13 protein-coding genes and 1 pseudogene are annotated in these 13,870 nt (G+C 60.5%); 7 read left to right on the forward strand and 7 right to left on the reverse strand.

Annotation, left to right across the window (positions count from 1 at the left end; all coding sequences use genetic code 11):
• On the reverse strand, positions 1-982 hold a 982-nt coding region (locus F8J34_RS01970), incomplete at its 3' end, for a cation:proton antiporter (protein ID WP_297056021.1).
• Positions 983-1,075: 93 nt separating this feature from the next.
• On the opposite strand from F8J34_RS01970, the gene F8J34_RS01975 reads away from it, so the two are divergent.
• Positions 1,076-1,888: a hypothetical protein gene (locus tag F8J34_RS01975; protein WP_297056024.1), complete on the forward strand. Its 813-nt coding sequence runs from the start codon at positions 1,076-1,078 to the stop codon at positions 1,886-1,888.
• Here F8J34_RS01975 and F8J34_RS01980 read toward each other — a convergent pair.
• Complete coding sequence (locus F8J34_RS01980; RefSeq protein ID WP_297056025.1) at positions 1,885-3,312, reverse strand: cobyric acid synthase; 1,428 nt, start codon at positions 3,310-3,312, stop codon at positions 1,885-1,887. The genes F8J34_RS01975 and F8J34_RS01980 overlap by 4 nt on opposite strands.
• 137 nt (positions 3,313-3,449) lie before the next feature.
• Here F8J34_RS01980 and dnaX point away from each other — a divergent pair, with 137 nt between their 5' ends.
• Genes dnaX through recR form a run of 3 tightly spaced genes read left to right on the forward strand, consistent with a single transcriptional unit; the run spans position 3,450 to position 5,898 of the window.
• Entirely contained in the window at positions 3,450-4,967 is a 1,518-nt protein-coding gene (dnaX, locus tag F8J34_RS01985; RefSeq protein ID WP_297056027.1) for a DNA polymerase III subunit gamma/tau, read from the forward strand.
• A gap of 4 nt (positions 4,968-4,971) precedes the next feature.
• Entirely contained in the window at positions 4,972-5,295 is a 324-nt protein-coding gene (locus F8J34_RS01990) for a YbaB/EbfC family nucleoid-associated protein (RefSeq protein WP_297056029.1), read from the forward strand.
• A gap of 3 nt (positions 5,296-5,298) precedes the next feature.
• The gene (gene recR, locus F8J34_RS01995; protein WP_297056031.1) at positions 5,299-5,898 is read left to right on the forward strand and encodes a recombination mediator RecR; all 600 of its coding nucleotides are present in this window, start codon (positions 5,299-5,301) and stop codon (positions 5,896-5,898) included.
• Here the strand turns inward: recR and cobO are convergent, their stop codons facing one another.
• From cobO to lptD, 3 genes are read right to left on the reverse strand one after another with little or no spacing between them, the layout of a single operon-like run.
• A complete protein-coding gene (gene cobO / locus F8J34_RS02000) occupies positions 5,899-6,414 on the reverse strand; it encodes a cob(I)yrinic acid a,c-diamide adenosyltransferase (RefSeq protein ID WP_297056033.1) in 516 nt (171 codons plus the stop codon). It abuts the gene before it with no gap.
• Entirely contained in the window at positions 6,411-8,141 is a 1,731-nt protein-coding gene (locus F8J34_RS02005; RefSeq protein WP_297056035.1) for an NAD+ synthase, read from the reverse strand. The genes cobO and F8J34_RS02005 overlap by 4 nt, the downstream gene beginning before the upstream one ends.
• 2 nt (positions 8,142-8,143) lie before the next feature.
• Positions 8,144-10,261, reverse strand: coding sequence for an LPS assembly protein LptD (lptD, locus tag F8J34_RS02010; protein WP_297056036.1), 2,118 nt, complete (start codon positions 10,259-10,261; stop codon positions 8,144-8,146).
• A 38-nt stretch (positions 10,262-10,299) separates the two neighbouring features.
• Between lptD and F8J34_RS02015 the strand changes: the two genes are divergently transcribed.
• Positions 10,300-11,082: an NAD(+)/NADH kinase gene (locus tag F8J34_RS02015; protein ID WP_297056038.1), complete on the forward strand. Its 783-nt coding sequence runs from the start codon at positions 10,300-10,302 to the stop codon at positions 11,080-11,082.
• Here F8J34_RS02015 and F8J34_RS02020 read toward each other — a convergent pair.
• Together F8J34_RS02020 and F8J34_RS02025 are read right to left on the reverse strand one after the other, a co-directional pair.
• Complete coding sequence (locus tag F8J34_RS02020; RefSeq protein ID WP_297056040.1) at positions 11,079-11,471, reverse strand: YtxH domain-containing protein; 393 nt, start codon at positions 11,469-11,471, stop codon at positions 11,079-11,081. The genes F8J34_RS02015 and F8J34_RS02020 overlap by 4 nt on opposite strands.
• Positions 11,472-11,487: 16 nt before the next feature.
• A complete protein-coding gene (locus tag F8J34_RS02025; protein ID WP_297056042.1) occupies positions 11,488-12,090 on the reverse strand; it encodes a hypothetical protein in 603 nt (200 codons plus the stop codon).
• Positions 12,091-12,194: 104 nt separating this feature from the next.
• Here F8J34_RS02025 and F8J34_RS02030 point away from each other — a divergent pair, with 104 nt between their 5' ends.
• Both F8J34_RS02030 and F8J34_RS02035 read left to right on the forward strand, forming a co-directional pair.
• The gene (locus F8J34_RS02030; RefSeq protein WP_297056044.1) at positions 12,195-13,439 is read left to right on the forward strand and encodes a DUF1015 domain-containing protein; all 1,245 of its coding nucleotides are present in this window, start codon (positions 12,195-12,197) and stop codon (positions 13,437-13,439) included.
• Positions 13,436-13,870, forward strand: a pseudogene (locus tag F8J34_RS02035) (hypothetical protein); the annotation flags it as partial. The gene F8J34_RS02030 and the pseudogene F8J34_RS02035, both read left to right, overlap by 4 nt.

A 13,870-nucleotide genomic window follows, 5' to 3' on the forward strand; every position in this document is an offset into this window, starting at 1 on the left:
GACATTCCCAGAACCCGAAGCCGAAGATCCTCAATCCCAGTCCGGCCCCAGCGAATTTTCCTATCACCGCCACCACAGTGATGAGTCCGACCAGAAGCCAGAAACGAGGCTCCATACTCCAGTGTAGCTGAAAGGCCAGGGTGACGAAAAAGACCGGCAGCAGGAAACCGTAACTCAAGCCGTAAAAATAGCGGGATATATTCTCATAGACCTCGGGACGCATAATCTCCCGCCGTACGAACTGACCGGCCAGAAAGGCTCCGATGACCTGATGGAGCCCGGCCTTTTCGGCCAGATAGGCCATAATCAGGGCCACCAGCAGGGCAAAGGTAAGGGCCTTGGCCCCCTCATCGGTAATCCTTCCGGCCACCCCGGGGACCAGAAACTCGCCTATAAGAACGGTAAGCCCGAAGAAAAGGAGGACCTTGAGGGCGAGAATGGCCAGACCGGGGAGATCCGGCTGCCCCCGACGCACCAGTCCGATCAGAAAGGAGAGGGTGATCAGGGCCAGAACATCATCCACCAGGGCGGCTCCTATGATGATGTGGCCGAGCCGGGTGCGATGGATACGCAGGCTCTGAAGGATTACCGCCTGGACAGCGATAGCGGTGATGGAGGTGCCCATGCCCACAAACAGACTCTGATAAACGGTCCCGCCCAGGAGATAGATCACCCCGGCCCCCAGCACAAAGGGCAGGAAGAAACCCCCCAGAGCCACCGCCACCGAGGGCCTAAGGTGTTCCACAAGCTCCCGGGGGTCCATCTCCAGGCCGGCGTAAAACATAGCAAAGAAGATCCCCAGTTCAGCCAGAAGATGGAGGGCCTCGGAGGGATGAATCCAGCCCAGAACCGTGGGCCCCAGAAGAAAACCGGCCAGCAATTCCCCCAGCATTACCGGAAGCCCCAGCCATTGAGCCAGATACCCCAAAGCCCAGGCCCCGCTCAGGACCAGAAGAAGATCCAGCAAAAAGTGAGAACCCATGTTTTAGAGTTTATTACCGAAAGTATCTCCGGGTAACCCTTTTTCACCACCCGGGACTTCCATCCGGGGCTTGACCGGAACCAGGAAAAAGCTATGCTTTCAGGCGTGGAGGCCCTGCTCTATCCCCAGACCTATCTTCGAAGGGACCTGGCCGAAGCCGTTCTTCAGGCCGTGGAAAAACTGGTCCTCTTACGTCCGGCTGAATATCCCCCGGAGGGAATAGCCCGGGAACTGAACCGGGAGGGACGGGTCCGTTTTCTCACTCCTCCCCCTCTGGGTGATCGACTCAAGACCTTCCTGGATCTCATCCGGGGCTACGAAGAATGGGGGCTCCTTATGCGTTACCCGGAAAACGTAGCCCTCTTTAAAGGGACTCCGGAGCCGCTGGAGGAGAGCGTTTCGGAAATCAAACGCGCCCTCCGGGGAGAAGACCAGCAGGAAGACGACCCGGTGCTTTCCGCCCGGATAATCCTGGCCCTGGCGGAAAGACTGGACCACAAACTGGAAGGTCTGGACGAGGAACTTCAGCGCCTGGAGGAACGAAGCCGTTTCCTTTCCCGCATGATCGTGGGGGACACCATCGAGGTGCGCTTTCCCCGCTGGGTCACCGAAGTCCAGGAGCCCCACTGGGAACTACCGGCCCTTACGGAAAGATTGAGGGCCTGGAAGAAACTCCTGCCGGTGCTCCCGGAGCTGCCGGAAACCCTGATCGTGGATCAACCGGCCCTGCTGGAGGAATGGGCCGATCTGGCCCCCCAGAAGATGGGTTCCCGCCCCCTTGGCCCCGGGCTGGAGGTTACGGAATGGCTCTATCCTCTTTCCACCCGCGAGCTTCTTGAGCTTCCCCCCTCCCTTCCGCAGAATCCCTCCGGAAAGACCCGGGTGTATTTTCTGCAGCGCCTCTAGCCCGGCCAGAGATCCTCCAGGCGGCGGAAAAAGGCCGCCCATTCCGGTCGGGCCAGGACCCGGTCCAGAAGTCCTTCCACCCTTTTCTGATAGGAGAGAGGAGGGACGGCGGGCAGACCCAGGGCCTCACGCAGATAGGCCAGGAAGGAATGCCGGAAACGATCCTGGAAAAAGATCCCGTGGAGGTAGGTGCCGAACACCCGTTCCGAGGCCAGGCTCACGATCTCCCTCTGACCGAGGAAACTCCTTCCGTAGCGGATCTCAAACCCGGACAGGGGTTCGGACCAGAAGGGAAACCCCGGGCGGTCTTCCAGCCTTCCGGCCCGTTTGGGCCGGCGGAACAGGGTCCGATGGGGAAGGATCCCCAGCCCCTCCAGCCGACCCCCGAATTCCAGGCCTTCGGGGTCCTCCAGAGTCTCTCCCAGGATCTGAAACCCTCCGCAGAGACCGAACAGGAAACCCCGGCGGGCCTTTTCCCGCAGGAGATCCTCAAGCCCCTGTTCCCTTATCCATCTCAGGCTTTCGCCCACATTGCGGGACCCCGGGAGGATCACCAGATGGGCCTCGGCGAGGGTCCGGGGGTCCCGGGTAAACACCACCTCCACCCCCTCTTCCTGGCGCAGGGGATCGAAATCCAGGAAGTTGGAAAGATAGGGATAGGCCAGAACCGCTATGCGGAGGGCTTCCCTTTTCCTGAACCCGGCGGAAAGGGGCAGGGAAGCGCTGTCCTCCTCCAGGAAATGGTCCGGAAGATAGGGAAGGAGACCCAGAGCCGGTTTGCCGGTGCGCCGGGCGAGAAGCTCCATTCCCTCCTCAAAAAGCCCGGGATCTCCCCGGAACTTGTTCACCACAAAACCCAGCGATTGTTCACGGAGCTCGGGAAGGAGGGCGTAGGTCCCCCAGATCTGAGGGAAGATGCCTCCCCGATCGATGTCCCCGATCAGGACATAAGGAACCCGGAAGGTGCGCAGAAGCTCGTAGTTGGCAAGGTCTCCATCCAGGAGATTCAATTCCGCCAGCCCGCCCGCTCCCTCCACGATGACCAGATCGTTGGCGGCAAGCACCTCCTCGAACACCGCGAAAACGCGCTCCCGGTAGCGCCGGCGAAACGCCCGGAATTCTCCGGCGGGAAGGACCCCTTCCGGGCGCCCCAGGAAGATGATTTCGGCCCGACGTTCGGCCAGGGGCTTGAGCAGCAGGGGATTCATGCGCACCGAGGGCCGGCGACCGGCGGCCAGGGCCTGATAGGCCTGGGCCCAGGCCATCTCCCCTTCCTCGGTGGCCAGGGCGTTAAGACTCATGTTCTGGGCCTTAAAGGGCCAGACCCGGAACCCCTGGCGGGAAAAATACCGACAGGCCAGAGCCGCAAGCAGGCTCTTGCCCACCGAGGACATAGTTCCCACAAAGGCCAGGGCCTTTCCCATTACCCGACCATTTTACCCTCTTTTCCTCGGTCTGCTTCCGGCTATCCTCCCCGGGGTGGTAAAGATACCCCCCGAGCCGGAGCATAAGCTCCGGCCCCTTTTTATCCGGACCGAAAGGCGCTATAGTTCTCTAAGAAATGGCCTATCTGGTCCTGGCACGGAAATATCGGCCCCAGCGTTTCGCCGAGGTGGTGGGGCAGCCTCACGTGGTGCGCACCCTTCAGAACGCCCTGCGCCAGGGGCGTCTGGCCCATGCCCTTCTCTTCTGCGGAATAAGAGGAATCGGAAAGACCACCGTGGCCCGGATCGTGGCCAAGGCCCTGAATTGTGAAGGAAACGATCCGGCCGAACCGTGCAATCGGTGTCTGTCCTGTGAGGAAATCACCGCGGGTCGGTCTCTGGACGTGATCGAAATCGATGCCGCCTCCAACCGGGGTATCGATGAGGTAAGGGAATTACGCGAGAACCTCAAGTTCGCTCCGGCCCGGGGGAGGGCCAAAATCTATATCATCGACGAGGCCCACATGCTCACCCGCGAGGCGGCCAACGCCCTGCTCAAGTCCCTGGAGGAACCCCCTCCGCATGTCTATTTCATCCTGGCCACCACCGAACCCCACCGGCTACCGGTGACCATCCTCTCCCGGTGCCAGCGCTACGACTTTCGACGTATTCCCCCGGCGGTGCTGGTGGAACATCTCCAGGACATAGCCCGGCGGGAAGGGGCTCAGATAGAGGAAGATGCTCTGCTGATCATAGCCCGGGAGGCCGAAGGCAGCCTGCGGGATGCCCTTTCTCTGCTCGACCAGGCCCTGGCTTACGGAGTTCGTACCCGGGAGGAGCTCCTTGAGGCCTTCGGTCTGGCGGAAAGGGAACTGGTGGAAAAACTGGCCCGGGCCATCATCAATCGGGACCTGGCCGAGGTGCTGGCCCTTTCCGAGGAGGCCTATCGTCAGGGAGTGGATCTGGTCTATCTTTCCGAGAGCCTTACCGAATTCTTCCGGCATCTCCTGGCCTTCAAGGTGAGCCGAAAGGGACCGGCGGAGGAACTCTCTCCGGCTGAGATCGCCACCCTGCGAGCACTATCCATGGAGGTGGAACCCGAGGAGGCCCTCCTCCTTTTCCAGCATCTCCTCCGGGGCACCGAGGCCCTGAAACGCAGTGCCTATCCCCACTTAAGCTTCGAACTCCATCTGGCCCGGCTCTGCGAAATCGGAAAACTGGCCTCCCTGAGAGAGATCCTGCGTAAACTGGAGGAACTCTATCAGAAGGCGCCGGAGAGCCCCCCGGCTGCGGAAACCGTGACCAGGGAACCCTCGAGGCCGGAAACGGATACCTCCTGGGAGGAATTTCTGGCCCAGGCCCGTAAGGAAAAACCCCGTTTTGCGGCCCTGCTGGCCTCCCTCTCTCCTCCGGAAAAGGAGGGGGAACATCTGGTGCTGAAGGTCCCCCGGGGGACCCTGCTCGAGGACCGGGATCTCCAGGAGGAGCTCAGCGGGTACTTTTTTACCCGTACCGGGAAGATCCTGGAAATCCGGGTGGAGGAGAGCCCGGATCAGAATCTCAAGGAAAGGCTTCTCGAAAGACCCGAGGTAAAAGAAACCCTGGCCATTTTCGGAGGTAAGGTGGCCTGGGTAAAACCCCGAACAGAGGAGTGAACCCATGCTTCCACCGCAGATGCAACAGCTCATGAAACAGGTCCAGAAGATTCAGAAGAAGATGGCCGAACTACAGGAAACACTGGCGGAGCGCACCGTTTCGGCCAGTGCCGGGGGCGGAATGGTCACCGCGGTGGTCAACGGACGCCAGGAGGTAGTCTCGGTAAAGATCGACCCGGAGATCTTTGAGGCCGGAGATCGGGAGATGCTGGAGGATCTGATCGTGGCGGCGGTCAATGAAGCTCTGCGGCGTTCGCAGGAAATGGTCCAGGAGGAAATGGCCAAGATCACGGGTGGGCTCAAAATCCCGGGGCTTTTCGGCATGTAAGGGATGGAAGCCGGATTTCCCGAAGCCCTAAAACGGGCTATCCGGGCTCTCGCCCTTCTGCCCGGGCTGGGAGAAAAAAGTGCCACCCGGCTGGCCCTTTACCTGATCTCACATCCCGAACGGGCCGAGGAACTATCCCGGGCCCTGGGGGAACTTCCCCGCATCAAGTTGTGTCGGGAATGCGGGAACTTCACCGAAGAGGACCTGTGTTCCCTGTGCCAGGACCCGCAGCGAGACCCTACGGTACTGTGCGTGGTGGAAGACCCGGCAGCACTTGCGGTGATCGAATCCGCCGGGGTCTTCCGCGGGCGTTATCACGTTCTCCACGGGCTACTTTCTCCCCGCGACGGGCTGGGGCCGGAGGAACTGCGCCTTCCGGAACTCCTGAGCCGGATAAAACAGAACGGAATCCGCGAGGTTCTGCTGGGCCTCTCCCCCACCGCAGCCGGGGAGGCCACCTCGGCTTATATCCTGGAGTTACTCAAGGACTATCCGGTGCGGGTTACCCGTCTGGCCTGTGGTCTGGCCCTGGGTATGGAGGTACGTTATGCCGACCCTCTAACCCTGAAACGGGCCCTTACCTATCGAGAGGTGCTCAGATAGTTATTTCTCGATCCCCTTCCGGGCCGGCACCCCCCGGTCATAATAGTGTTTCACCTTACGCATCTCCGTAACCAGATCCGCGGCCTCGATCAGGGCCTGAGGGGCGTAACGCCCGGTAAGCACCACCTCCACCCCTTCCGGACGGGAGGAAAGGACCTCGAGCACCTCGGAGACAGGGATCAACCCCAAGTGCAGGACCAGATTGATCTCGTCCAGGATCACTACCTCGAAATCCCCGGAGAGGATGATCTTTCGGGCCTTGTCCCATCCCTGGGCCACCGCCTCTTTTACGGCTTCATCCGGTTCCCCGCGCACGAAGCCCCCGGAATGAAACTGCCAGACCTCCACCCAGGGACCGAAATTGGTCAGGGCCCGGATCTCGCTGTACTCCCCTTTCTTGAGGAACTGGATCAGGGCCACCCGAAGACCGGCCCCCAGGGCCCGCAGGGCCAGCCCCAGGGCCGCGGTGGTCTTTCCCTTCCCTTCCCCGGTATAGACCTGGATATAGCCCTTCATCCCTCGCTCGGCGTCTCTTTCTTCGGTTCCCCGGGTCGGTAAAGCCTTTCCGGATTTTCCAAGGGGAAACCGTGGGCGATGGGATAGCGCCATCCGTAACCGAAAGCCTGGGGACTTACCCGCAGGGTGGGAGGTAACTGCCAGCGTTTGAACTCCGCCCGGCGCAACCTGCCGAGAACCTCCCTGACCACCCTCTCCGGGATCCCCAGCCTTATAATCTCCTCCGGAGAAAGACCCCGTTCCACATAGGCCCGCACCACGTTGTTCACCAGGTAATAAGGGGGAAGATCGTCCTCGTCTTTCTGATCCGGTCGCAACTCCGCCGAAGGGGGCTTGCGCAGGACCCGGTCCGGGATCACCGGTCGTTCGCGATTGATCTCCAGCGCCAGTTCATAGACCAGATCCTTGGTCACGTCCCCCAGAACCGAAAGGGCTCCGCAGGTATCCCCGTAGAGGGTGCAGTAACCCACGGCGATTTCGCTCTTGTTTCCGGTATTGAGCACCAGGTATCCAGGAAAATGGTTGGAAAGGGCCATAAGGAGGACTCCACGGATCCGGGCCTGAAGGTTCTCCTCTACCAGGCCGGAGATATTGCCTCCGAGCCCCTCGGAAAGGACCCCCCGAAAGGCGGCCAGGGGGGCGGAAATGGGGAGCCTGAGGGTCCGAATGCCCAGGTTGCGGGCCAGGAGCAGGGCGTCCTCCTCGCTTTCCGGAGGGTTATAGGAGGAAGGCATCAGCACCCCGATGACCCGCTCCGGAGAAAGGGCCTTTACAGCGATGGCTGCGGTAACCGAGGAATCTATCCCTCCGGAAAGCCCGATCAGGGCCCCGCGGGCCCCTACCTTCCGGAAAAAATCCCTCACCCCCAGGACCAGGGCCTTGAGCAGGGCCTCGGAGCGGCGGCTGGAGACGGGATGCAGGGTGCCCTCTCCGGTAGTCAGATCGTACCAGATGAGGTCCTCCTCGAAATCCCGGGCCTGCGCCAGGATACGCCCCTCCGGGGAAAGGACCATGCTGGCTCCGTCAAAGATGAGGTGATCCTGGGCCCCTACCTGATTGACATAAAAAAAAGGCGTGCCCAGGAGCCTGATCTTGCGGGCCAGGAGATCCAGCCGGGTGGAAAACTTCCCCAGATGAAAGGGACTGGCGGAAAGATTGATGGTCACCTGGGGACGCCGGGCGGAAAGTTCCCTTACCGGGTCCCGCGCATAGGGTTTGGGGACAAAACCGGGTTCGTTCCATATGTCCTCGCAGATGGTGAACCCCAGACGCAGACCACAAAACTCCAGGAGCCCGGGCTCGCTGCCCCCTTCAAAATACCTGGGTTCCTCGTAGATGTCGTAATAAGGGATCAAACCTTTACGATAGCGGTATAGGATCCGGTGTTCGCGGATAAAGACCAGAGAATTCCAGAGGAGGTGTCCGGGACCCTGGTTCCTTTCCGGGAGCCCCAGCACCAGGGCCGGCCGATCCACCCGGGAGACCAGTTTCCGCAGGGTTTCCTCCAGCGCGGCAAGGAACTCCCGCCGATAGAGGAGATCCCGGGGGGGATAACCACACAGGGCCAGTTCGGGAAAACAGACCAGATCCGCCGAGACCTCCCGGGCCCTTTCCCAGTAAGCGAGGATCTTTTCCAGATTACCTTCCAGATCACCCACCGTGGGGTTGATCTGGGCCAGGGCGATCCTCATGCCCGAAAGACTACTGCGCCCGGATATGGTGGTCAACCTCACGGCCCCCGGGTGAACTGTCTTCCGTAGCCCCCCAACCCGTAGAGGTTTACCCAGAAGGAAAAACGGGTCTCCTCTGGCGTCACCCCCAGGGTGAAATCCAGGCTGAAACACGAGCCCTCATAGGTCAAACCCAGAGAGGCCGAGGAGGTCTCCTGCCGGATGAGATTGCGGGAAAGGGCCCCGTGGAGGATGAAATGATGCCCGAAACGTCTGCGTCCGGAAAGATTGAGCTGTTTTATCCTCCGGAGTTTGTCTCTCTGGTACCCCACATTGACCTGATCCAGGAGGAAACGTGACCAGGAGAGGTTCAATTCCTGTCGGGTAAGCCCCAGGCCGTAGAAATTATAGACCAGATCGTAGCGCAAACTGAGCCGGGAGGGAAAGCGGATTTCCAGTTCGGAAAAGAGATTGGAAAAGGGGTGTCGTTCTTCTCCGGCTGAGGCCTCCCGTCGAAAATCGTAACGTTGATAGAGGTTAAAACGCATGAGATCCCAGTAACGCGGTCCCCCTCCGGGGCGGCTTTTAGCGGTGAGGAACTGGAGAAGTCCGTATTCCAGGTAATGGGCCGGGGGAAGACGGTCGGCACTCTCCCAGAGGGGCAGATCCTCCTGGTTTTTAGGCGGACGATAAAAATAACGCAGGTAGGGGCGCAGACTGTGTCTCAGCCCCACCAGATCTCCGTGGTGCAGGGGATAAACCCGATAAAACTCCAGGGTGCTTTCGGCCTTGATCTGGTAGAGGGTTCGGGTCAGATCCTGGGTGGTGCCGTTGTCCCAGTCCACGGCGTAACGGGTGTGAAGGAGCTGATAACTCAGACGATTTTCCAGAGGCCCCAGGGGCAGATTAAGGGCCAGCTCCGGGGCCAGGTGAAATCGCCATCCCCTGGATCCTTCCTCCCGATACCAGTAAGTTCCCTCGGCCCCCAGGTTGAAGGTAAAGGGCCCCCGGAGCGGACGGGTCAGGGAAAAGAGATATATATCGGCCAGGGGGGAGAGCACCGTGGCCTGCCCCCCGGGGAGCACCCAGTCGCGATAGGCTCCTCCTGCTTCCACATAGGTATTGAACCGGCGATGGGCCAGCCAGAGCCTGGAGGTGCGGTAGCGCTGATTCCTTTCCTCCAGGCTCCGGCCGAACCACTTCAGATAGACCCGATTGGTCTCGGAAAATCCGAAGGGCCCCCCTTCGAACTCCTCCAGAAAATCCCGATCCGAAAGGAGATCCAGATCCAGATGAAGATCGGTGCGGGGAGAAAGCCTCTGATCCACACGGGCGGTTATCCAGTAACGGCTGGTGTTGCCGCGCACAATACCATCGTGGTTATAATCGTGGTCCTCCAGGCGATCGTGGAGATAGCGGTAGCGAATTATCCCCTGCGCGTCGCGGGACAGCCTCCAGCGTCCCTCCACGGAAAATAGCACCCCTCGCCGACTCATCCAGAGGGGAGAGAGGGTGGCATCGAAGCTATCGTGCAGGGCCAGGAAAAGCGGGACCTCCACCCCCACCCCGGTGCGAGAGCCGGTAACCAGCCGCGGGAACAGGAAACCGCTTTTACGCTTTCGCTTGATGGCCATGGTCACCAGGGGACTCAGGGCCAGGGGGAAGCGTTTAACCCAGAAGGAGACCCAGTGGGCCCGGGCCCTTCCCTCCCGGATCTCCACCTTCCGGGCGTGAAAACTCCAGGGAGGGGCCTCCTCGCACCGCAGATCGCAGGTGGAAATAACCGCCTGGTAGGCCTCGTATCGATCCTCCCCCAGGCGGATCATCCTCCTGGCCCGCACCTGAACCCGGTCCTTCTTGATGAAGAGATAAGCCCCTTCTATCTTTCCCTCGCCGGAACGCAGATCCATAAAGGCCCATTTTCCCTTGAGCCAGTCCCCGTGCGGGGTGAGTATCTTTACCGGCCCCCAGAGCCACAGGCGCTTGGTTTCCATTTCATAACGGGCCCGGGGGGCAAAAATGGTAAGCCCCCGGCCGGAGATAACCACCTGCCCCTCGGCAATGGCTATATGGCGCCGGTGGTAAAGGGTCAGCTTTCGGGCCTCGATCCGCCAGGCCGCATGCGCCAGACCTCCCCACAGGATCAAAATAAGAGACACCAGGGCCGGGATCTTCACACTTTACCTTTCGCCCAGACCTTCTAAAATGTCAACCAATGAGGGCCATTCTCTATCTGAAGGAAGGACTTTCCCTGCCACCTCCTCTGATGGAGCTTCTGGAAAAAATGGGTATTGAAACCGTATCTCCCCGCCGGGCGGAAGGGGCGGATTTTGTTCTGGTGGTGGGGGGAGACGGCACCCTGTTGCGGGCCGCCCCGGTGGCCCATCAACTGGATCTTCCCATCCTGGGGATAAATTACGGCAAACTGGGCTTTCTCACCGAAATCCAGCTGGAAGAAGCCGAACTGGCTCTTTCCCGTCTTCTCCGTGGAGACCTGCCCCAGGAGGAACGCATGCTGCTGCGGGTGAACCTAAAGGAGGAGGAATTCCTGGCCCTTAATGAGGCCGCCATCCTCAAGGGGCCTCTGGGGCACATGATTCACCTGCGCGTACGGGCCGGCGAGGAATATCTTACCACCTATTACGGCGACGGGCTCATCGCCGCCACCCCCACGGGGTCCACGGCTTATAACCTTTCCGCCGGGGGCCCCATTCTCCATCCCCGCACTCAGGCCCTGGTCCTGACCCCTATCTGCCCCTTCATGCTCAGCGCCCGGCCCCTGGTCCTCCCGGCGGAAACCCAGGTGGAAATCCAGCTCATCAGCCCTTCCCCCGAGGTGCATCTGGTAGTGGATGGAAGGATCAACCGGGAACTTCCGGCCGGGGGGAAGGTAACCATCCAGCGCCATCCGCGCCCGCTTAAACTTCTCACCTCCCCCACCCGGAGCTATTTTACCATCCTGAGGGACAAACTCGGGTGGGGGGAGAGCAAGATCTAGGCCGCCCCCGCGGCTTCCTCCCTTTTCAGCTTCTGGGCCAGCTTTTCCTTCTCCCGACGCATGGCCTCCTTACCGGCCTCGATGGCCTCCTCCAGCACCCGTTTGGCCTCCTCCAGCGTCTCTATTCCGCGGCCCTTGATCTCTTCGGCTCCGGACAGGATTCGACTCTTGAGTTCCTCGGCCCGCTCCCGCAATTCCTCCGCCCTCATCCGGAGCTCCCCGGTCTTCTCCCTCAGTCTCTCCCTGGTTTCCTCTCCCTTGGAACGCAGCCGTTCCCTTACCTCCTCGCCACTAGCCGGGGCAAAAAGCAGGGCCAGACCAGCTCCTACCAGCCCTCCCAGGACAAAAGCCGCCGCTACCTTACCCAGAGAGATTCCCTGTTCGGCCATTTTTGATCACCTCCTTTTAAGGATTACGTTTTCGGAAAGGTATTAATTTAGAAACCACCTTCATCCCCTCCCTCACTCCGGCCACGGCAGCCGAAAGCTCTACCACCAGGTCCTGCAACTCACGATTTAGCGTATCCACAGCCACGGTGGCCGTACGGCTCACCTCATGGAAAGAGCGGGAAAGGGTTCGCACCGCCTCGGTCAGTTCATCCAGGGCCGAAAGCTTCTCCCGCAGACCGGCTATCAACCCCTCCACCTCGGAGAGGGTGCGTTCGGTCTGCACCAGTACCCGGGGGATTTCTCCGGAGACCCTTCCTTCCAGGGCCTCCAGCAGGGTATCCAGCCGCTCCAGCCGGGCCTTAACCTCTTCGGAGAGATCCCGGGCTATTTCCCGGAAGGAATCCAGGAGCTCCCGTATAGCCCCGGGTAGCACCGCCACCTCTTCGGCCAGATGATTAACCCTTTCCAGGGTCTGGGTCGTGGCCGCCAGGGTCTGCTCCGAGCGTGCCACCGTAACCTGCACCCTCTCCAGCACCTCCTTTAGCTTCCAGAGCACCACCCCCAGCACCAAAAGGACCAGAATGGCTACACCTACCAGAATGGCCAGTAAAACCTGCATTCCTCCCCTCCCTTAAGGATGTCACCGGGTCTATTTCAACATATAAACACTAAACCCCTCGAGGCAAGTTGACGAAAAAGGGGTTTCATATTAGGTGAAAGGCCATGCCCGAGGTAAGACCCTTTTACGGCTGGCGGTATCATCCCGAGCGGGTGGACCTCTCCCGGGTGGTGGCTCCACCCTATGATGTGGTTACTCCGGAAGAGGCCCAGGAGTATCTGCGCCGCGATCCGTACAATATCTTTCACCTTGAGCTGGGGGGAGGACCGGAGCGCTATCGCCAGGCCGCCCGTTCATTACAACGGTGGATAGAAGAAGGGATTCTCATCCGGGAAGACTTTCCCAGCATCTATCTCTATCGTCTGCATTTCTCGGTGGCCGGAAAAGAATACACCCGCACGGGGTTCATCGCCCTGGTCCGGTTGAGTCCCTTTACCGAAGGGAAAATCCTCCCCCACGAGAAGACCTTCCCGCGGGTAACGGAGGACCGGCTGGAACTCCTGCGGGCCACCTCCGCTCAGTTCAGCCAGATCTTTGTTCTCTATCGCGATCCAGAACTTTTCACCCTTCAGGCGCGCCCGGAGGAAAAAATCCTGGAAATTCAGACCCAAGGAGAACAGCGCCACGAACTCTATCGCCTCCGGGACCCCGAGGTGCACCGGGCCCTCTGCTCCTTCTGGCAGGAAAGGCCCTTCTATATCGCCGATGGTCACCACCGCTACACCACCGCTCTGCGCTACGCCCAGGAGATGGAATCGCGTCTGCGTCCGGAAGGCCCCCGATGTTTCCATTACATGATGATGTACCTGTGCCCCTTCGAGGACCCGGGACTTCTGGTACTGCCCACCCATCGCATTCTGAGACGGGTCCCTGAGGAGTCCCGGCTACGGAAGATCCTCACGGAATTGGGCGAGGTGAAGGAAGCCTCCCTCACCGAATCCCTTCCCTCCGAGGAAGGGGCCTTTCTCCTTTTCTTTCAGCGCCGCGCCTATAAGGTGCGCCTGCACCGGGAGGTCCTGGAACGCTGGCAAAGGGAAAGCGGGCTTCCGGAAAGCCGGCTCCCGGCCTCCTGGTGTGCCCGAATCGTGCTCCGGCTCTTCGGAGAAACGGAAAAGGACCTCAAGGAGAAAGGTCTCCTCACCTATACCCCCTGGCCGGAGGAGGTGCGTCACGAAGCCGATAAAGGGGCTCTGGCCTTCCTGCTCCCTCCCACCCCGGCAAAGGTACTGGAAGAGGTGGCCCGCAGCGGAAAGGTCATGCCCCACAAGTCCACCTACTTTTACCCCAAGCTCCTTACCGGACTGGTTATCTTTCGCATAAATCCCGAGGCCTCGCCGCCCTGCCCGTGACCTCCGAAACCCTCTTCCTCCGCACCCTGGAAGAAGCCCTTGCCCTCTGGCCGAAACTAAGTCCCCGGCTTTGCGAGGACCCTCGTTTGACTCGCCTCCTTGCGGAGCTCCGGAAGGCCCTTGCGGAAACCGAAAGGCTCTATCGTGAAACCGGGGCCTACCGGCTCTGTGCGGAATGTGCGGCCCGGGGGGAGCCCACCTGTTGCGGCCGGGACATGGAACTTCACGTCAGCCGGGAACTCCTTCTGATAAACCTCTTTCTCGAGGCCCGGCTTCCGCAAAGGAGGGCCTTTCCTGCCGGCTGCTTCTTTCTTACCGAAAAGGGCTGCTCCCTTCCCGCCCGTCCCCTCCTCTGCCGGAACTTCTTCTGTCCCTGGTTTAGGGAAAGGTTCCCTGCGGAGAAATTCGCCCTCCTCACCGCGGCCCAGGAA

The organism is Thermosulfurimonas sp., assembly GCF_015491435.1.
Lineage (GTDB): Bacteria > Desulfobacterota > Thermodesulfobacteria > Thermodesulfobacteriales > Thermodesulfobacteriaceae > Thermosulfurimonas_A.